General features: G+C 61.6%; 19 protein-coding genes. 6 read left to right on the plus strand and 13 right to left on the minus strand.

Annotation, left to right across the window (positions count from 1 at the left end; genetic code table 11):
* Positions 1–94: 94 nt before the first annotated feature.
* The 4 genes from ntrC to glnA all read right to left on the minus strand — a co-directional run bounded on the left by ntrC (position 95) and on the right by glnA (position 4,809).
* On the minus strand, positions 95–1,585 hold the full coding sequence (gene ntrC / locus AC07X6_RS11390) for a nitrogen regulation protein NR(I) (RefSeq protein WP_494791026.1): 1,491 nt from the start codon (positions 1,583–1,585) through the stop codon (positions 95–97).
* Between the two features lie 48 nt (positions 1,586–1,633).
* Positions 1,634–2,722, minus strand: a complete 1,089-nt coding sequence (gene glnL / locus AC07X6_RS11395; RefSeq protein WP_474294986.1) for a nitrogen regulation protein NR(II) — start codon at positions 2,720–2,722, stop codon at positions 1,634–1,636.
* A gap of 5 nt (positions 2,723–2,727) precedes the next feature.
* Entirely contained in the window at positions 2,728–3,237 is a 510-nt protein-coding gene (locus AC07X6_RS11400) for a DUF4124 domain-containing protein (RefSeq protein WP_442908028.1), read from the minus strand.
* 156 nt (positions 3,238–3,393) lie between these two features.
* Positions 3,394–4,809: a type I glutamate--ammonia ligase gene (glnA, locus tag AC07X6_RS11405; protein ID WP_070219258.1), complete on the minus strand. Its 1,416-nt coding sequence runs from the start codon at positions 4,807–4,809 to the stop codon at positions 3,394–3,396.
* Between the two features lie 386 nt (positions 4,810–5,195).
* On the opposite strand from glnA, the gene AC07X6_RS11410 reads away from it, so the two are divergent.
* The 3 genes from AC07X6_RS11410 to AC07X6_RS11420 all read left to right on the plus strand — a co-directional run bounded on the left by AC07X6_RS11410 (position 5,196) and on the right by AC07X6_RS11420 (position 6,459).
* Positions 5,196–5,657 carry a rhodanese-like domain-containing protein gene (locus AC07X6_RS11410; RefSeq protein ID WP_494791027.1) on the plus strand — a complete coding sequence of 154 codons (462 nt, stop codon included), beginning with the start codon at positions 5,196–5,198 and terminating at the stop codon, positions 5,655–5,657.
* A 170-nt stretch (positions 5,658–5,827) separates the two neighbouring features.
* A complete protein-coding gene (locus tag AC07X6_RS11415) occupies positions 5,828–6,178 on the plus strand; it encodes a type II toxin-antitoxin system RelE/ParE family toxin (protein ID WP_494791028.1) in 351 nt (116 codons plus the stop codon).
* Positions 6,175–6,459, plus strand: coding sequence for a helix-turn-helix domain-containing protein (locus tag AC07X6_RS11420; protein WP_230538740.1), 285 nt, complete (start codon positions 6,175–6,177; stop codon positions 6,457–6,459). The genes AC07X6_RS11415 and AC07X6_RS11420 overlap by 4 nt, the downstream gene beginning before the upstream one ends.
* On the opposite strand, the gene AC07X6_RS11425 is transcribed toward AC07X6_RS11420, so the two are convergent.
* Positions 6,456–7,793, minus strand: coding sequence for a TAXI family TRAP transporter solute-binding subunit (locus tag AC07X6_RS11425; protein ID WP_230538741.1), 1,338 nt, complete (start codon positions 7,791–7,793; stop codon positions 6,456–6,458). The genes AC07X6_RS11420 and AC07X6_RS11425 overlap by 4 nt on opposite strands.
* 131 nt (positions 7,794–7,924) lie before the next feature.
* Between AC07X6_RS11425 and AC07X6_RS11430 the strand changes: the two genes are divergently transcribed.
* Positions 7,925–8,530, plus strand: a complete 606-nt coding sequence (locus AC07X6_RS11430; protein ID WP_494791029.1) for a glutathione S-transferase family protein — start codon at positions 7,925–7,927, stop codon at positions 8,528–8,530.
* Here AC07X6_RS11430 and AC07X6_RS11435 read toward each other — a convergent pair.
* From AC07X6_RS11435 to AC07X6_RS11465, 7 genes are all read right to left on the minus strand, one after another.
* On the minus strand, positions 8,527–8,898 hold the full coding sequence (locus AC07X6_RS11435) for a hypothetical protein (RefSeq protein WP_494791030.1): 372 nt from the start codon (positions 8,896–8,898) through the stop codon (positions 8,527–8,529). The genes AC07X6_RS11430 and AC07X6_RS11435 overlap by 4 nt on opposite strands.
* A gap of 73 nt (positions 8,899–8,971) precedes the next feature.
* The gene (locus AC07X6_RS11440) at positions 8,972–12,088 is read right to left on the minus strand and encodes a transglycosylase domain-containing protein (protein ID WP_494791031.1); all 3,117 of its coding nucleotides are present in this window, start codon (positions 12,086–12,088) and stop codon (positions 8,972–8,974) included.
* A gap of 364 nt (positions 12,089–12,452) precedes the next feature.
* On the minus strand, positions 12,453–13,238 hold the full coding sequence (locus tag AC07X6_RS11445) for a competence/damage-inducible protein A (RefSeq protein ID WP_230538745.1): 786 nt from the start codon (positions 13,236–13,238) through the stop codon (positions 12,453–12,455).
* Positions 13,239–13,269: 31 nt separating this feature from the next.
* Positions 13,270–14,097 (minus strand): EI24 domain-containing protein, encoded by an 828-nt coding sequence (locus AC07X6_RS11450; RefSeq protein WP_474294973.1) that lies wholly within the window; start codon positions 14,095–14,097, stop codon positions 13,270–13,272.
* Complete coding sequence (locus AC07X6_RS11455; protein ID WP_494791032.1) at positions 14,097–15,137, minus strand: sterol desaturase family protein; 1,041 nt, start codon at positions 15,135–15,137, stop codon at positions 14,097–14,099. Before AC07X6_RS11455 ends, AC07X6_RS11450 begins: the two co-directional genes overlap by 1 nt.
* Positions 15,134–15,916 (minus strand): polysaccharide deacetylase family protein, encoded by a 783-nt coding sequence (locus AC07X6_RS11460; protein WP_494791091.1) that lies wholly within the window; start codon positions 15,914–15,916, stop codon positions 15,134–15,136. Before AC07X6_RS11460 ends, AC07X6_RS11455 begins: the two co-directional genes overlap by 4 nt.
* 71 nt (positions 15,917–15,987) lie before the next feature.
* The gene (locus AC07X6_RS11465) at positions 15,988–16,959 is read right to left on the minus strand and encodes a YVTN family beta-propeller repeat protein (protein WP_230538749.1); all 972 of its coding nucleotides are present in this window, start codon (positions 16,957–16,959) and stop codon (positions 15,988–15,990) included.
* 196 nt (positions 16,960–17,155) lie between these two features.
* On the opposite strand from AC07X6_RS11465, the gene AC07X6_RS11470 reads away from it, so the two are divergent.
* Together AC07X6_RS11470 and AC07X6_RS11475 are read left to right on the plus strand one after the other, a co-directional pair.
* On the plus strand, positions 17,156–17,512 hold the full coding sequence (locus AC07X6_RS11470; RefSeq protein WP_494791033.1) for an FKBP-type peptidyl-prolyl cis-trans isomerase: 357 nt from the start codon (positions 17,156–17,158) through the stop codon (positions 17,510–17,512).
* A gap of 200 nt (positions 17,513–17,712) precedes the next feature.
* Positions 17,713–17,967 (plus strand): acyl-CoA-binding protein, encoded by a 255-nt coding sequence (locus AC07X6_RS11475; RefSeq protein WP_070219266.1) that lies wholly within the window; start codon positions 17,713–17,715, stop codon positions 17,965–17,967.
* A 151-nt stretch (positions 17,968–18,118) separates the two neighbouring features.
* On the opposite strand, the gene proX is transcribed toward AC07X6_RS11475, so the two are convergent.
* Positions 18,119–19,171 (minus strand): glycine betaine/L-proline ABC transporter substrate-binding protein ProX, encoded by a 1,053-nt coding sequence (gene proX, locus AC07X6_RS11480; protein ID WP_494791034.1) that lies wholly within the window; start codon positions 19,169–19,171, stop codon positions 18,119–18,121.
* Between the last annotated feature and the right edge of the window lie 4 nt (positions 19,172–19,175).

Raw genomic sequence — 19,175 nt, forward strand, 5'->3', positions numbered from 1 at the left:
GCGCCAGCTTACCTTATCGCCTGCTGTGGGTGTTGTGGCGTGCAAGGAACACCGCAAGAAAAAGCGGACGGGGGAGCCCCCGTCCGGCAAGGCGTCAATCGTCCTTGGCGCCGTCGATGCCCAGTTCGGAGATCTTGCGGGTGATGGTGTTGCGGCCGATGCCCAGGCGCACGGCGGCGTCGTTCTTGCGCCCGTGCGTATGCTTGAGCGCCGTCTTGATCAGGGCCGACTCGAATTGCCGCCCCAGCACGGCCATGACTTCCTGCTGCCCTGCGCCCAGCATGCCGGCCGCCTGCAATTCCAGTAAACCAATCCAGCCCGGCGGCGCGCCGTTGGCGGGCGCGGCAGCTTCGAATACCTGGCCGCCTTGCACATGAGCAACATTCGCCGGCGGCGCATCAGCGGCCACGGCCTGCGCGGCGCCATCGCCCTGTCCCTGCGTCAATTCCAGCGGCAAGTCCTTGATTTCCACCGTCTGGCCCGGCGCCATGACGGTGATCCAGTTGCACAGGTTTTCCAGTTGGCGCACATTGCCGGGCAAATCGAGGCTGCTGAGGAATTGCATCGTCGGCTCGCTCATGCGCTTGGCTTCCACGCCCAGCTGGCGCGCGCTTTGCACCAGGAAGTGGCGCACCAGGATGGGGATATCCTCGCGCCGCTCCCGCAAACTGGGCAGGCGCAAGCGGATCACGTTCAGGCGGTGATACAAGTCTTCGCGGAACAGGCCGTCACGCACGCGCTGCTCAAGGTTCTGGTGCGTGGCCGTAATCACGCGCACGTTTGCTTTCATCGGCTGATGGCCGCCGACGCGATAAAAATGCCCGTCAGACAGCACGCGCAGCAAGCGCGTCTGCAAATCGAACGGCATGTCGCCGATTTCATCGAGGAACAAAGTGCCGTTCTCGGCCTGCTCGAAGCGGCCCCGGCGCGTCGTCTGCGCGCCCGTAAACGCCCCCCGCTCATGGCCGAACAGTTCGGACTCGAGCAAATCCTTGGGGATCGCCGCCGTATTCAGGGCAATGAACGGTTGCGCCGCGCGCGGGCTGTGCTTGTGCAGCGCGCGCGCCACGAGTTCCTTGCCGGAACCGGATTCGCCCGTGATGAGCACCGTCACATTCGATTGCGACAACCGGCCGATGGCGCGGAAGACTTCCTGCATGGCCGGCGCCTGGCCGAGGATTTCCGGCGTTTCCGACGGGCCCGATTCGACGCTCGTCTCGCGCAGGCTCTCTTCCAGCGCGCGGCGGATCAGCTCGACGGCCTTGTCGATGTCAAACGGCTTGGCCAGGTATTCGAAGGCGCCGCCCTGGAAGGCCGCGACGGCCGAATCGAGGTCGGAAAAGGCGGTAATAATGATGACCGGCAAGCCGGGAAAACGCGATTTGACCGTCTGCAACAGTTCCAGGCCGGATGCGCCCGGCATGCGGATATCGGACACGAGCACTTGCGGCGTGTCAAATTCCAGCGCGGCGATGGCGTCGCGCGCATTGGCAAAACTCTTGGTGGCGAGGTTTTCCCGCGCCAGGGCTTTTTCCAGCACCCAGCGGATTGATTCGTCGTCGTCAACTATCCAGATTGGCTTCATTAGTGTGTGCGTCCCGCAATGGATTTCATGGGTGGGATACTGCCTCGCTTATGGCAAGGGGAGAACGATCCTGAAATCGGTGTATCCAGGCCGGCTTTCGCACTCGATCACGCCCAGGTGCTGTTGCACGAAGGTTTGCGCCAAGGTCAGCCCCAGCCCGCTGCCGCCTTCCCTGCCCGACACCAGCGGGTAGAAAATCCGGTCGCGGATCTGGGGTGCGATGCCCGGTCCATTGTCAATGATATGCAAGTCTAATGCCAGGTTGTAGCGGACCTTGGCCAGGGTCACCTGGCGCGCCACGCGCGTCTTGAAAATCAGCTCCGCGTCGCCCGCCTCGATGCGCTCGGCCAAGGCCTGCGCCGCGTTATGCGCGATATTGAGCACGGTCTGTATCAGCTGCTCCTTGTCGCCGCGAAACTCGGGGATCGAGGCGTCATAATCGCGCGAAATGGTCAGTCCGCTGGGAAACTCTGCCAGGATCAGGCTGCGGACCCGTTCGCACACTTCATGGATATTCACGTCGCCCACGATGTGCGGGCGGCGGTGCGGCGCCAGCAGGCGGTCAACCAGCGTCTGCAGGCGGTCCGCCTCCTTGATGATGACTTGCGTGTATTCGCGCAGTTCGCTCAGGTGCAGGGCCGGCAGCTCCAGCTCCAGCAGCTGGGCCGCGCCACGGATGCCGCCCAGCGGGTTCTTGATTTCATGCGCCAGATTGCGGATCAGCTCCTTGTTGACCTGGCTCTGGTCGAGGATGCGCTCCTCGCGGTCGAGCTTTAATTGCTGCACGTTTTCGCGCAATTCGATCAGCACGCCGTCGCTAGGCGCGTCGAGCGCGCTGACGATGCTGTGCACGCGCAGCGGCTCGCGCCCCAGGCGTTCCAGGCTCAGGTCCTGGCGCAGGTCCGAAAATTTGTGTTCGAGCGCCTGCGCGCAGATGCCGGCCAGCTCCTCGGGATTCAAGAACAGCGCCGTCAGCTTTTGCCGCGACAGCGCCTTCAGCGAGCTTTCCAGCAGGTTTTCCGCCGCCGCGTTGGCATAGCCGATGCGGCCGTCGCCGTCGAGCAGGATCACGGCCGAAGCGAGCAAATCAAGGCCGGCCAGGTGGGCGGGACGGCTGGAATGGTTGTCTAGTGTCATGTGCTTTACCGAATATTCGCGATCTCGCGTTTCAGGGCGTCTATGTTTTGCTGCGTGCGGCTGATGTTGTCCTTCAACTGCGCCACTCTTTCCTGATATTTCGCATAGTTGCGCTCATTGCCCTGGCGTTCGGGTTGGCCGCCGTTAAATTCCAGGCGCTGCGCCGCCAGTTTCTGCTCTTCGCTGCGCAATTCGTCCTGCAGGATCTGGCGCCGGTCCAGGTCGCGCGCCCGCTGCTCGGCGCCATCGACCTTGGGAAACGCGCCGGCGGCAGGCGCCGCCGTGGCCACCGCCTGCGTGGCGGACCGGGCAGGCGCGCCGGCCAGCGGCGCCGTCTTGCGTGGCGGCTCCGTCATGGCGCCCGGCAAATCGAGCAGCTGGCAATGCGCGCCGGCCCGCTTGTCCGTGTACGTCTTGTGTCCCTGCGCATCGGCGCACACATACAGTTGCCCGTGCGCCTGTGCCGCCGCGCCCAGCAATCCTGCCATCAGCGCCATTCTGTAATGCTTGGTCAATCTTCACTCCTGTCGGCTCGTGCCGCATGGTTCCTGGGCCGACTATACAACACCGCACCGGCGCCGCCTTGGCGCACAGCATAAAAAAACGCGGGCAAGACCATCGCCTCACCCGCGTTTTTTATTCACTACCGGCAAGTTGCCGGCATGGCGCCATTACAGCGAGTAGTACATGTCGAACTCGGCAGGATGCGTGGTCATGCGCATGCGCTGCACGTCCTGCATTTTCAGTTCCAGGTAAGCATCGATCATCGAATCGCTGAACACGCCGCCGCGGGTCAGGAACTCGCGGTCCTTGTCCAGGGCTTCCAGTGCTTCTTCCAGCGAAGCGCACACGGTAGGGATCAGTGCATCTTCTTCCGGCGGCAGATGGTACAGATCTTTCGAGGCGGCTTCGCCCGGATGGATCTTGTTGGCAACGCCGTCCAGGCCGGCCATCAGCAGTGCGGCGAAGCACAGGTACGGGTTCGCCAGTGGATCCGGGAAGCGCGCTTCGACGCGGCGGCCTTTTGGATTGGCCACGTGCGGGATACGGATCGAGGCGGAACGGTTTTTCGCCGAGTACGCCAGTTTCACTGGAGCTTCGTAGCCTGGTACCAGACGCTTGTACGAGTTGGTGCCCGGGTTGGTGATCGCGTTCAGTGCCTTGGCGTGCTTGATGATGCCGCCGATGTAGTACAGGGCGAAATCGGACAGGCCGGCATAGCCGTCGCCAGCGAACAGGTTTTTGCCATCTTTCCATACGGATTGATGCACGTGCATGCCCGAACCGTTGTCGCCAACGATAGGTTTCGGCATGAAGGTGGCGGTCTTGCCATAGCTGTGCGCCACGTTCCACACCACGTATTTCAGGTTTTGCGTCCAGTCGGCGCGCTCGACCAGGGTCGAGAACTTGGTGCCGATTTCATTCTGACCGGCGCCGGCCACTTCGTGATGATGTACCTCAACCGGGATGCCCAGCGATTCCAGAATCAGGCACATTTCCGAACGCATGTCCTGGAAGCTGTCCACTGGCGGCACGGGGAAGTAGCCGCCCTTGACGGTAGGACGGTGGCCGCTGTTGCCGCCTTCGATGTCCTTGCCGGTCGACCACGAACCTTCGTCCGAACCGATCTTGACGAAGCAGCCCGACATGTCGATCTTCCAGCGCACGCTGTCGAAGATGAAGAATTCCGGCTCAGGGCCGAAGTAGGCGGTGTCGCCCATGCCCGACGATTTCAGGTAGGCTTCGGCGCGTTTCGCGATCGAGCGCGGGTCGCGGTCGTAGCCCTTGCCGTCCGACGGTTCGATCACGTCGCACTGCATGAACAAGGTCGTTTCTTCCATGAACGGGTCGATATTGGCCGTGTTTGGATCCGGCAGCAAGATCATGTCGGACGCTTCGATACCTTTCCAGCCAGCGATCGAAGAACCGTCAAAGGCGTGGCCCGACTCGAATTTGTCCATGTCGAAGTGCGACACGGGAACCGTCACGTGCTGCTCTTTACCACGGGTATCAGCAAAGCGGAAATCAACGAATTTGACTTCGTTTTCTTCTACCATCTTCAAGACTTCTGCGGCTGTCATTGCCATGCGTATCTCCTAAATGAATGTGGGGTGAGCCGACCTTAGTGCGTCTGGGCTGATGAAGCGAAGCAAACATTGCGTGCCACCAAAACTCATAAGGATCATAGCAGATTCCATGCCAGCTCCAGAAGAGACCTGGCCGCCAGAGGCAAAACCCGGCTATCCCAATGAAAGTTTTCCCGCCCGCGATTTTCCTGCTGAGTTTGCGTCAAATCAAGAATGCACTATGCAAGTGCAAAAAACGAATAACGCACCATTATCGTGCATTTTGTGCGGTTTTCTGAAAAATGCCTCGTTGTGGTGCATTGAGCGTGCACCATGGCATTCCCGTTTGCGGGGCGCGGATGGCGCACTATAATCGACCATACCTGCCCACTTTCATCGAGGACGCCATGACCACCGCCGCCGACATCCTGACCACCGCCCGCAGCCGGGCCAATGAAGGTACGCCGTACGCCGGCGCCGTCACGCCGCAGGAAGCATACGAGCTGCTGCAACGCGATGCCGCCGTCAAGCTCATCGACGTGCGCACGAATGCCGAGCGCGACTGGGTCGGCCGGGTCGACATCGCCGATACCCAGCATGGTGCGGTGCAGTGGGCCACCTACCCGGGCGGCGTGCCGAATCCCGATTTCCTTGCGCAACTGGCCGCCCAGGCCGGCAAGGACGAGGTACTGCTGTTCCTGTGCCGCTCCGGCGTGCGCTCGCGCCATGCCGCCAAGCTGGCGACCGAGCACGGCTACAGCAACTGTTTCGACATCCTCGAAGGTTTTGAAGGCGACAAGGACGCCGACGGCCACCGCAAGCAGATCGGCGGCTGGTGCAAGGCAGGCTTGCCTTGGCTGGGCGCCTGACGCTGGCCGCTTGATGCTGGCCGCTTAATTATCTGAACCGTGTTTGATCTGGCGGGCCACGCGATGGCCCGCCATCGGCTACAACCATCCATGCGCGCCCGATTTTTCAACTGCGGCGCAAATTCTCCTTGAAAAAATGTACCTTATATAGTACACCGTAGAGGTGCGTCATGGATGCTTCCGGCTTGCGGCAGATTACCCTGCTGTTCTACGCGAACGGCAATGGCGGCGAACCCGTGCGCGACTGGCTCAAGTCGTTCCCCATCGAGGAACGCCATGTGATCGGGCAAGACTTGATGCATGCGCAATGGCGCTGGCCCGTGGGCATGCCCCTGTGCCGCCATCTGGGGCACGGCTTGTCGGAGGTGCGCAGCAGCTTGCCCGGCAACCGCATCGCGCGCGTGCTGATCTGCCATCACGGCGATTGCCTGGTGGCGCTGCACGGCTTTATCAAGAAAACCCGGACGACGCCGGACGATGACCTGGCGCTGGCCCGCAAACGCTACAAGGAACTGACATGAACGCCACCGCTCCCCACCTCGGCAGCAGCCTCGATGACTTCCTCAAGGAAGAAGGCATCTTCGAGCAAACGCAAACCCGCGCCATCAAGGAAGTGATCGCCTGGCAACTGACACAGGCAATGCAGGAACAATCGCTGTCGAAGACGCGCATGGCGGCCTTGCTGCAGACGAGCCGCTCGCAGCTCGACCGCCTGCTCGACCCCGGCAGCGACGTGACCCTGTCGACCCTGGAGCGGGCCGCCACGCTGCTCGGACGCAAGCTGTCGGTCACCCTCGTCTAAACTACCTCGGGCTGTTCGCCCATCAGGGTCAAGATGCGCTTGCGCACGAAATTGATGTGGCTGCGCAAGCCATACAGGCCATCCGCAAACGACAGCGGTATCGAGATCTGGTTGACCATCTCCTCGATCTGGTCCAGCCGTTGTAATTGCTCCGCATACACGTGCGCGCGCTGCTCTGGCGGCACGTCTTCCAGCGCCTGCTCGACCGTGCGCAGCTGGCCATACCAGCGGTACACGCGCGAGCGGATGCGCCACACGTACAGGGGCGGCACCACGCGCGACAGGGGTAATATCAAGGCACCGAGCGCCACCACCAGCACCCACATGCGATCAAAAAAATTGGCCAGCCAGAAACTCATGTAGCGCTGCAGCACGGGCGCGCCATCCTTGTAGAATTTCAGCGCTTCGGGCGCGACGGGAATTTCCGTGTAGCGCGCGGACGGGAACTGCCCCTGCTGCTGGAACCAGCCCGTGCCGCCATGGATGCCGGCCGCCGCCTGCACGAACAGGTCGACGAGGGCCGGATGCAAGTCTTCGCGCGCGACCAGGGTGGCCGTCGGCGCGATCAGATGATAATCCTGCGCCGGAATATTCTGCCCCAGGTCGACTATGCCGCGCGGTAAAACGACATGCGTGAGGAAAGGCAAACGCCGCGTGTACGCTTCCGCCTGCGAAAAATCAAACAGCTTGATGCCCGGCGTCTGCAGCAGCATCTGGATCAGCGGCGCTTCCGGTGCCGAGCTGAACACGAGGCCGTCGATGCGCCCTTCCAGCAACTCCACCGTGGCGGGCGTGTTCTGCAGGTCGCTCACCGTCAGCTCCTTCGCTTCCACGCCATTCACGGACAGCAACTGCCGGAACAGGCTGGGCACGCCCGTGCCTTCCGGCCCCAGGTTGATCTTCATGCCCTTCAATTGCGTCAACTCCGTCACCGCCTTGTCTTCGCGCAAGAACAGCCAGACGGGTTCCGTAAACAAACTGCCCAGGGAAATGAGGCCATGGCGCTCGGCATCGGCGTGCTCCGTCGAGCCGCTTTGCACGAAGGCGATATCGGTCTTGCCGTTATTCAGGCGCTGCAGGTTTTCCTGCGAGCCCAGCGACGGTTGCAAGGTCACCTTGATGCCGTGTTTGGCCAGGGTGGCCGCGTATTTCTTGCCGAACTCTTCGTAGGCGCTATTGTCCTGCCCCGTCGACAAACTCACCTGGCGCGGCGGCGCCGGGTCAACCAGCCAGTAGGCGAGCGCACAGAACGCGCCGACCAGCAGCAAGGTGGGACCGGCGGTGGCGAGGAAGTCGCGCACGGAAAAGCGGCTGAACGCGAGGATTTTGGACATGTGGTGGCGCATAGGTTTCATGGGTGGCTACGATGCCAAGAAAACCTCAACTATGCAAGGCACTTTCACAGGCGCGGCGTAGCCAAATCGGCTACAGTAGCAGATCGATCACCTGCCCTCTGGAGCCCCGCATGCTGAAAATTCTTGGAAAAGCCGCCTCGATCAATGTCCGCAAAGTCCTGTGGACGTGCGAGGAACTCGACCTGCCCTACGAACGCGAAGACTGGGGCAGCGGCTTTCGCAGCACCGACGACGCCACCTTCCTGGCCCTGAACCCGAACGCCATGGTGCCCGTGCTGGTTGACGGCGACCTGGTGCTGTGGGAATCGAATACGATATGCCGCTACCTGTGCGCGCAGGCGGGCCGCGACGACTTGCTGCCGAGCAATCCCCGCGCCCGCGCGGAAGTGGAAAAATGGATGGACTGGCAAATGGGCGATTTAAACAACAGCTGGCGCTACGCCTTCATGTCGCTGGTGCGCCACAGCCCCGCGCACCAGGATGCGGCGCAGCTGGCGGCTGGTATTGCCGGATGGAACAAGATGATGGGCGTGCTGGAGCAGCAGTTGCAGCGCACGGGCGCGTATGTGTGCGGCGAGCAATTCACGCTGGCCGATATCGTGCTGGGCCTGTCCGTCAAGCGCTGGCTGATGGCGCCCATGCAACGTCCCGATTATCCCGCCATCGCCGCCTACCACGCGCGCCTGGCAGATAAAACGGCCGTGTTTGCCGGCTAATCGAGTTCGATAGCCTCGACCGTGCCGCCGATGACGTAGCAATCGCCATCGCGGCGCACCTCGTCCAGGGACGCCGGATCATCGTGCGCATACGTGCCGTCGACATCGACGCACCAGACATCGCCGAAACGCAGCAACTTCACGCCGCAGCAGATGCGGTTGATGAAGTTGCCCGGCGTCCTGACCAGCACTTCGCGTACGTCACCCACCGTGATGGCGACGTTGCGCCAGACATTGCCGTCCAGCGCATGATTTCTTGCGTACAACACGATGCGCACGGCTTGCACGCCGCGCGGCCCATATGCTTGATCGAATGATACGAGCACGCCATCGTCGAAGCGGTGATATTGCGCAAAGATGTGCTGCATTCTTTCCATAGCTTCTTTCTCCTCCATAAAAAAAACCGGCCCATTCAGGCCGGCTTTTCATTGCAGCAACGATTTAATTCGCACACTGCTTCGCCACGCCCTCGGCCGGCGCGGGCGGCTCGATCAGCGGCATCAGACTCGGCGCCAGCGACACCAGCAGTTGCACGGGCAAGGCGCTGGTGAAATCGTAGTTCTTCGATTCCGGCCCCCGCACATACGCCGTCATGCTGCCATAGAAGCGCTCGCCGATATTGAAGACGAACGTGGCAGAACGGTTCACATAGCGCGACTCGATCAAACGGCCACCGGCGCCATACACGTCGAAGCGCTGGTCGCCCGTACCCGTCTTGCCGCCCATGGGAATCGGCACGCCATCGGCGCCGACGAACGCCGTCTTCGCCCGCTTGGCAGTACCGTCCGACACCACTTCGCGGATGGCCTTGGCCACGGCTTTCGCCACGTCCGGCGACAACACTTGCTCCGCCTCCACCTTGCTGCCCCGCTTGACCATGGTGTCATACGGCGTATTGGCGGCGAAATGCATGGAATCGATGCGCACGCTCGGCTTGCGCACGCCATCGTTGATGATGATGCCCATCAACTCGGCCAGCGCGGCGGGACGGTCGGCCGACGCACCCAGGGTGGTCGCATACGACGGCACCAGCGAATCGAAGGGGTAGCCCATCTTTTTCCACTGGCGGTGGATTTCCAGGAATCCTTCCACTTCCAGCAAATTGGCGATACGGCGGTCTTGCGCATGCTTGCGGTGCGTGTTGAACAGCCATTTATACACTTCCTGGCGTTCCTTCTCGCTGGCCGCCACCATCTGCGACAGGGTGGAACCTTCGTGCTGGCGCAGATACGCCACCATCCACAGTTCCAGCGGATGCACATTGGCAAGGTATCCCCGGTCGGCCAGCGACCAGTTTTCCATCGCGTACTGCTCGTACATTCTGGCCACGCGCTCGGGCGGCACTTCATTTTGCGACGGCAAGTTGGCGTTGAGGAAATCGCCGAATTCCGCGACGGTTCCTTTCGGATTGACGGTGCGGAAAATGTTCGCCAAGCGAACTGGTGTCGGGCGGATGCTGGCCAATAAAATCTTTTCCTGCTCGTCAACGCTCTTGCCGCGGTACTTCTGATAGAAACGGTGCAGGAATTCGCGCCCTTCCTTGTCGGCAAAACGGCTCAGGTACTGGGCCCGGCGCGGATCGTCCGCATCCGCCAGCAGCGAGGCCGAGGAATCGGGGCGCGAGAACATGTAGTAGCGGGCCACGTCGCGCATCAGGCGCACGAACACCAGGTTGGTCGACTGGCGCAGCGCTTGCTGCACCGTCATGATGCGGCTGTCGTCGAGCTTGGAGAAGTTGCCGAAATGGTGCAAGCCGCCGCCCGTGAAGAAGCCTTCGCCCGGATTGCCCGAATATTTGCGTTCCATGGCGGCCGCCAGCATGGCCGGCAAGTTGCGCGCCTCGCCGATAGGCAACGGTTTCAGATAGGCAATCGCCCACTGCGACAGCATGTCCTTGGGATCGACGGCAATCTTGCCCAGCTCGGCGGCGCCCATGCCGCTGTAGCGCTGGTGCAACTGGTCGATGATGTCCAGGTACGTGACCAGGGTGCGCAGCTTGGCCGTGGAACCGAGATCCAGCTTGGCGCCTTCGTTGATGTCGAGCGGCTGGTCAAAGTTATCCGTCTGCACGCGCAGCAAGTTGGCTTGCTCGCCCTTTTGCAGCAAAGTAAAACTGTAGACCACATTGGCCGGGTCGCCATTGCCCAGCATGCCCTTGCCCGTCAGGCCGGCCGCTTTCGCCACTTCCGGGTCGCGCAGCTCGCGCAAAACCTTGGTGACGGCGTTTTGCGCCTGCGCATCGAGCGTGCTGACCACTTTCAGGTCGAGGCGGTCGAGGTTGTACAAGCGCGGATCGCCGAGCATGCTGGCCAGGTGGTTGCGCACGGCATTCGAGGCCTTGCGCGTGACGAACGAGGTCGACGCTTCCGATTGCACGCCCGATGCCGTCGATGGACGCAGCTTTTCGGCAATGGCCGCATTGCGCAGCTGCGGCGAAATCACGCCCGCCTGCGCCAGCAGGCGCAGATGGCTGTTGGTCAATTCTTCCAGGTCGGCGCCGCCGGCCACCAGGTAGTGCGAGGGACGGCGCTGCGCGATCAAGAGGCTCAGCGCCTGCTTGTAGGCCAGCGCACTGCCCGGCTGATCCATATTACCCTTGAGCAAAGTCTTCACTTCGGCAAACGGACGGCCATACCAGACCCACATGCCGTCGCCGATGCCGTTGACTTCGCCAAAACCGCTCTTTGCCGACAGCGGCACGGTATTCAAGTAATTGACGACGATCTTGCGCCGCGCTTCCATGGTGTTTTCGCCATCCTGGTACGAGCGCAGGCTGGCCGAAATCATCTGCATCAGCTTGTCCTGCATGGAACTGGTGCGCCCGTCTTCCGAATGGCGGTATTTTTCGATCTGCGTGGCCAGCGTGCTGCCGCCGCCACCGCGGTGGCCGCCGAACAGGTTCAGCGCCTTGTCGAGAACGGCCTTGCTCAGGCGGTCCCATTCCACGGCGGGATTGCGCTCGGGCGTGCCCGGGTCGAGCAATTCGCGGTTTTCGATGAACAGCAGGCTTTGCACGAGCGCGGGCGGCGCTTCGGCAAAGCCGTCGAACATGCGCTCGGGATAGCTGGCCGCGAACAGCGGCGCGGCGCGGCAATCGAGAATGGTCAGGCCCGCGCGGTTTTTCTCGTGATACGTGGCAAAGATGCCCCGGTCAACCAGTTGCACCATTTTCGGCGACATGCGCGCCTGCGCCGTGACGGCGTAGTCGCGGGCATTCAGTTTGGTGATGAAGTCGGGCAAGCTGGCATAGCCGAGCCGCTCGTCATACGGGCCGTGCTGCGGATAGCGGATGGCGCCCGCCGGCGCAGGGCCAGGCTCGACCTTGAACGTCAGCTGACGGTCCAGGCGCGTGAAAAACTCGGCCTGCAGGGCCGACGTGCGCACTTCGCGCATGACGAACCACGCCACGCCGGCGATCAGCGCCAGCACGATGATGGCAAAGATGGGCCAGATGCGCGAACGGCGCTTCTTCGGCGGGCTCGCCGGCGGCGGCGCCTCGGCAGCTGGATCAGAGGGGGGCCGCTCTTGCGCGGCCAGATTGACGCCTGTGTCTTTCATGGGATGCTGGGATAAAGTTGGGTTTGGACGGCGCGGAAAAGGCGGTAGCGATACCGCTCCGCGCGGGATAAGACGAGGGCCAGCCAGGGCCGGTCACAACAAAGCTTGCTTAACATGATGTCCATACCGGTGAATCGAAAAAACACGCTACTGCACAGGCAGGCGACCCCGCGTTCGACACGCGAAGCCCCTGTTCACCATTCCACCACATCGGCATGAAAACGACTGACGAGCGCGCACAAAAATCTTGCTTCATTGAAGATTTTCGCAAAAAAACAACGTCTGGGAATGTACGCTTGCGTACATAGATGCAAGGCGGGCTGGACGCCAGCGAAAAAGCCGCCGGCGCCGGGCTGGCGGCATGTCAGATGGTGGTGTATTCCGCCTGCAAGGTATCGAGCGCGGCGCGCATCTCGGCAAAGGCGGCCGCCGCCTGCGCGGGCTCGCCCTTGACGCCCAATTCAATATGCCGGCGCGTCTGCGCGTCGCCCACGCTGGGCAAGCTGAAAACCTTGATCAACGGAAACTCCGCTTCCAGCCGCACCATCAGCGGCGTGAGCAGGGATTCGGCCGTTTCATACACGAGCAAGGCATGTTCCGCATGCGGCACCTGGTTGAACAAATGGCTGTAATGCGTGTCCAGCACCCATTCGATCATGGGCCAGGACATGACGGGAAAGCCCGGCACGAAATAATGCTCGCGTACGGCAAAGCCGGCAATCTTGTTGTACGGATTCGGAATCAGCTCGGCGCCTTCGACAAATTCCGCCATTTTCAGGCGGTGCAGGTTTTCCGGCGAGTGCAAATCGGCCGGCACGCCCGCCTCTTCGCCCATTTCCGTGATGCGTTGCTGGATATTGAGCTTGCCCTGCGGATGCAGCACCAGCGGCAAGCCCAGCGCATCGGCGGCCGCCTGGCGCGTATGGTCGTCCGGCGTGGCGCCGATGCCGCCAAAGCTGAAGACGATGTCGCCGCTGGCAAAGCTGCGCTTGAGCAAGGCGACCAGGCGGGCCGGCTCGTCGCCCACGTATTCCGCCCAGCTCAGCTGCAAGCCGCGTGCCTTGAGCATGCTCACGACTTTCGGGAAATGCTGGTCCGTGCGCTTGCCCGACAGGATTTCGTCGCCGATGATGATCAATCCGATAGCCATGAAGCTCCCTCGTAGAATGCAATAAAAATGGTCAGGCGTCCGCCGGCGCCACGTCGGTCATGCCGCGTACGCCCCGCAAACGCGCCAGTGCTTCCAGGCAGTAATACTGGAACCACAGACCCGTAAAGATAAAGATCAGCACATACAGCCAGATGGCGAACGCCGCCAGGAAGGGGAAGAACACCACCGACATCACGCCGCCCATCCACAGCATGCCGGGCACGGCGCCGGCCGCGCCGGACACCATGCCGATGGCCAGCAGCGGCCAGCGCTGCGTGCGCATGATGGCGTGGCGCTCTTCCACGCTGGCGTAATCGGCCATGGCGTCATACGCCATCACGCGGTACGTCAGCCAGCCCCACAGCACGGCTTGCCCCGCCAGCGCGGCCGGCGGAAACGCGTACAGGGGCAGCATGAGCACCCATACGACGATGAACAGCAGAAATGTGGCCAGCGAGGTGCCGACGCTGCCCAGCAGGCTGCCGCCATGCTTCTTTTCCAGCTGCGGAAAGTGCCGCCCGCCGATATGGCGGCCAATGGCCGGCATGGCGAACAGGCCCATGAAGATCAGCGCCGTCAATATCATCAGCGGCAGCAGCATGAACATGGCGATCAGCGGCACGATCACGGCTTTCAGCACGCCAAGGCCGAAGGCGGACAGCACCTGGCCGCTGGTGCGGAAGAAATCATACTGCGTGAACAGCGCATGCAGGCTGTCGATCAGCGGCTGCAAGCCCACGTACAGCAAGGCGCCCCACAGGACCAGCGACAGGATGAACGGTGCGATGCTCAACAGCAATATCCTGCCGTGCAATTGCGACAGGAAAGCACGGCCATACGAATTCAGCACATTACGCATCAACGGCGTCCTTTTCGTTTCAATCTTGCAAATTCCACCATGCGGCGCAGGCCCAGCCATTGCTGCTGCCAGAAGCCGCGGCCATAGTTGCGCCCGGGCCAGCCCACGCCATTGCTGTCGATGCGGGCCAGCTGGTCGCGCACGCCCGTGCGCGCATAGCCCGCCGAGAAATTCGCGGTGCCCAGCAGCATATCCCAAATCGGCAGCACCACGCCGAAGTTGCAACCGCCCAGGCTGCCTTTGCCTTTCGACTCGTGCCCCACGCCGATCGCATGGTGCGTGCGGTGGAAACGGGGCGAGATCAGCAGCCGCTCGCCGATGCGGCCGAAGTGTATCCTCACATTCGCATGCTGCAAGCTTTGCAAAATACGCGAAATCGACACCAGCAGCACATATTGCCCTGGCGGCACGCCGATACCGAGCGCCACCAGCGCCATCACCACGTCGCGCAGGAAGTCGTCGAGCAGGTGGTTGCGGTCATCGCTCCACAAATTCATGTTTTGCTGGCTGTGATGCAGGCTGTGCAAGCCCCACCACCAGCCGAAATGGTGCGAGGCACGGTGATAGCAATAGTCGACGAAGTCCAGTATCACAAAATAAATGATAAAACTGACTAAGGGACTGATGCCGGGCAACAGCGACTCCAGATTCAATGGATGGATATTGTCGAAACGCAAAGCACCCGCCAATGCATCCATCAGCGGATCGAGCGTGAAGAAGACCAGCACGGAAAACAGGCCGATGCGGTGCAGCACCGTGTAAATAAAATCGTTCCAGCGGGCGCGCGGGTCGGTGATCTTTTGCGCGGGTATCCAGGCTTCGAGCGGGCGCAGCACGAGAAACAGCAGCACCAGTTCGCACAGGCCGATCAGCAGCCATTCCGTGCCCTCAAACGCTTCTTCCGTGAATTCGCCAAAGCCCAGGTGGTAGACGAGAGGATTCACCACGGTCTGGAACAGCCAGCCTTGCGCCACGCCAAACGCGTCGACCACGGCGTCGATGGCGGGCGTGACGACGCTGACGATGTCGGCGGCGGTCATGGCTGGCCCTTCTTCGGCGCGTAGCCGGGATGCTCGCGCAGGGTGGCAAAGCAGAAGCCCTTGTCTTGCAAGCCGGAAATCAAGGCGTCCAGGTTGGCCGGCGCCCACGGCTCCTTGCGCGACCAGATACCCATGTGTGCAATGAAGATGTCGCCGCTGCGCAAGTTCGCCAGCGCCTTTTTCAGCAGCATGGCGTTTGGATACTTGTCGCTGGGCAGTTCATCGCCCGAATACCCCGCTGGCGCCCAGCCCGCATGCTGGTAGCCGCAGGCGCTGCCGGCGGCCAGGGTGCGCGGCGACGTGTAGCCGCCCGGCGCGCGCCAGAACGGGTCGAGCTTGCGGCCCGTCAGTTCCTGGAAGCGCGTATCGACGCGGCGCAATTCCTCGCAAAATTGCTGATCCGTGAAAGACGCCAGCTTGCCGCCATCCTTGCCGAACTGGGGCTTGACCTGGATCAAGCCGTTGGCCAGATCCTTCTTCCAGTACACGTGGTCAAACGTATGCGTGCCGAACGCATGGCCTTCGGCCACGCGCGCTTTCCAGTACGGTGCCCACGAGGCATCGAGCGAATAGTCGCCGCGCGTGGTCTTTTCGTTGGCCAGGAAGAACGTCGCTTTGATATGGCGCTTGTTCAGCACGTCGGCGATCAGTTGCGCTTGCGACTGGCTGCCCGTGTCGAAGGTCATGTAGAGCGTGCCCTTGCAGGCGGCCGGGGCCGAAGATGCGGCTGGGGCCGGTGCTGCTGGCGCCGCTGCGGCGGCATGCGCGGGCGACAGCATGACGCTGGCGCACAGCAGCATGGCAGGCACGCGGCACGCGAAAGTGAAAGGTTGCATCATCACACCCGTCATCACATGCGCGGCGAGTGGGTGGCGAAATACACGCCATGGGGCGAGCGGCCCACCGGTATCGTCTTGATCACCTTGCGCGTGGTCAGGTCGATCACGGCCACTTTCTTGATCCAGCGCAACGTTACCCACATGGTCTTGCCATCGGGCGTGATTTCCATGCAGTCCGGGCCACCGGGCACATTGATGGTGCCCACGTTTTCCAGGGTTTTCTGGTCGATGATGTTGATGGTGTTCGACACGCGGTTCGAGACGAACGTCATGCGGTTGTCGCCGAGCGCGCGGAAATTGTGCGTGCCGGCGCCCGCCTTGATGCGCTTGACGGTCTTTTGCGTGCGCCAGTCGATCACTTCCACGTAATCGCTGCCCATGATGCCGACCAGCAAATATTTACCGTCGGGCGTCATCGTGATGCCGGCCGGCGCCGGACCGACGGGCATGGTCCATTTCACCGTCTGCGTGGCCAGGTCGATGGCGCTGACCTGGTTGCTGCCCTGCTGCGTAATGAACGCCATGGTGCTGTCGGCCGTGAAGGCCATGTGGCTGGGCAATTTCGGCAGCGCGATGCGCTTGGCCAGGGTCAGGTTCTTGCCATCGTAGCGGTACAGGTCGATGCGGTCCAGGCGCAGCGAGTTCGAGATGAACCATTTCTGGTCCGGCGAAAAGCCGATCTGGTACGGGTCGAGGATATTGCTGATGCGGCGCTGGATCTGGCCCGACACGGGGTCGAGGAAGATCAGCTCATTGCCGACGGAGCTGGCGACGATCAGCGACTTGCCGTCCGGCGTCTCCATCAGATGGTGCGGTTCCTTGCCGACGGCAAAGGTGGACAGGGGGGCGTAGGTTTTCTGGTCCAGCAGTTGCACCGTAGCATCACGGGAATTGAGCACCACCACCACTTCGGCTTGCGCCGTCGATATTGCGGAAACCAGGCACAGCGAGGAAAAAACAAGGCGGCGTAGACTGCGGAACATGGAAGAAATCACTGTTAAATACAAAACATGCATTTTACGTGGAACACCGTATTTATTGTGTGAAATCCCCCTTAAATGCACCGGGCGGCCACACATCGCCTTCATTTCCGGTTTTTCTTCGCTCCGGGCCTGGAATGGCGCTTTGCAACTCATTGCTCTACAATCTGAAGCTTTCATCGCCTACACAAGGATTATCATGACCACCACCACTACCGCTTCCGGCCTGCAATACATCGATACCGTCGTCGGCGAAGGCCCTGAAGCGCAAGCCGGCAACAATGTTGTCGTGCACTACACGGGCTGGCTGCAGAACGACGACGGCAGCGCCGGTTCGAAATTTGATTCGAGCAAGGACCGCAACGACCCATTCGAATTCCCGCTGGGCGCCGGCCGCGTCATTCAAGGCTGGGACGAAGGCGTGCAAGGCATGAAAGTGGGCGGCAAGCGCCAGCTGATCATCCCGGCGGCACTGGGCTATGGCGCCCGCGGCGCCGGCGGCGTGATTCCACCGAACGCCACCCTGATTTTCGACGTCGAACTGCTGGGCGTATAAGCACCGACTCCGCAGCGCTCAAGCGACTGTACCAGGCGCCGCCCCTGCTCACGCAGCGGCGGCGTTTTTGTTTTGAATGTGTCCTCTAATGCACGGCGCGCTTTTTTCACTATGATGTCAGGCACTGCAGCACGCACGGTGGCCACTCCGCCGCGCCTGCCGCACTTTTCCAGCGATTCCATCTGTACACAGGAGCCATCATGAGTTTACAAGAGCAATTCGACCAAGCGCAGCTCGATTCCAAGACCCTGTCCGAGCGTCCGGACAATATGACCTTGCTGAAAATTTACGCCTTGTTCAAGCAAGCGTCGAGCGGCGACGCCACGGGCGAACGCCCCGGCATGACCGACTTCGTCAACCGCGCCAAGTTCGATGCCTGGGCGGCCCTGGCCGGCACCTCGAAGGAAGATGCGCAACAGCAATACATCGACCTGATCGAAGACTTGAAGGACTAAAGCGCGACAAGCGCCCGTTTTGCAGAGAAACAGGCCGAAAACGGCTGAAAACTCACCAAAAACCACCAAAACAGGCCGTTAACGCAAAAGTGGCTACCAAACCGGTAGCCACTTTTTTTACGCCTGTATTTACGCCGGTATCAGCCGTAATTTACTGTTTTGCCGCCGCCAGCGCCTGCGCGATCCAGCCGTCAAACTTTTGCTGGTGATACTTGATCCAGCCGGCCGTATGGCGGGCGATATCGGCCTGCGTGTTTTCGCCGCGGCGCATGCGCTCGTTCTGCGCATTGATGTCCGCCACGGGCAATTGCATCACCTCGAACAACTTGGCCGCGGCCGGATTTTTCTCCGCCCATTCCTTGTTAGAAACAATACGAGCCGTGTTGACGGCAAAACCGTAATCGCTGCCATCGTCGAGGCGGGTATTCACCTTGTCCGGATTGGCCGAGAATGGCACTTTCAGCCAGACCACGTCCTTGCCCGGCACCAGCACGCCGCTGACCCAGTACGGCGTCCACGTGTAGTACAAAATCGGTTCGCCACGCTTGTAGCGGCCCAGCGTATCGGCGATCAGGGCCGCATAGCTGCCCTGCACGTGCGTTACCGTTTCGCGCAGTTTGTACGCATCCATGTGGTTCTCGATCAGCGCTTCGCAGCCCCAGCCGGGGTTGCAACCCGTCAAGTCGGCCTTGCCGTCGCCATCGTGGTCGAACAGCTTGGCCAGGGTGGGGTCGCGCAACTGGTCGATATTCGTGATGTTGTACTTCTCGGCCGTCGCCTTATCGATCAGATAACCTTGCGCGGCCGGCCCCGCATACTGGCCCGTGCGCAGCAGCTTGGCGTCGCCGCCCGCATTGTTATAGAAATCCTTGTGCATCGGGTCCCAGTGCACGGCCATGAAGGTGGCGTCGCCGTTGGCGATGGCGATATGCGCGGTCGGATATTCCACTTCCTTGATCGGCTGCACATCGTAGCCGAGCTTTTCCAGGGCCTTGTCGACCAGCATGGTCTGGAAGGTTTCTTCCGCGATCGAGCTTTGCAGCGGCTGGACCTTGACGCCCTTGCCGGGCAGCGCATCGGCGGCCGGCGTCTGCGCCATGGCCAGGCTGGTGGTCAGGGCCATGGCGGCGATCGCCAGGGCGGAAAACAGCTGGAACTTGCGTTGCGATTTTTGCGTCACTTTAAAATTGTCGATTTGATGCATGTGG

This window comes from Janthinobacterium sp. GW460-12-1-14-LB5, assembly GCF_059423585.1.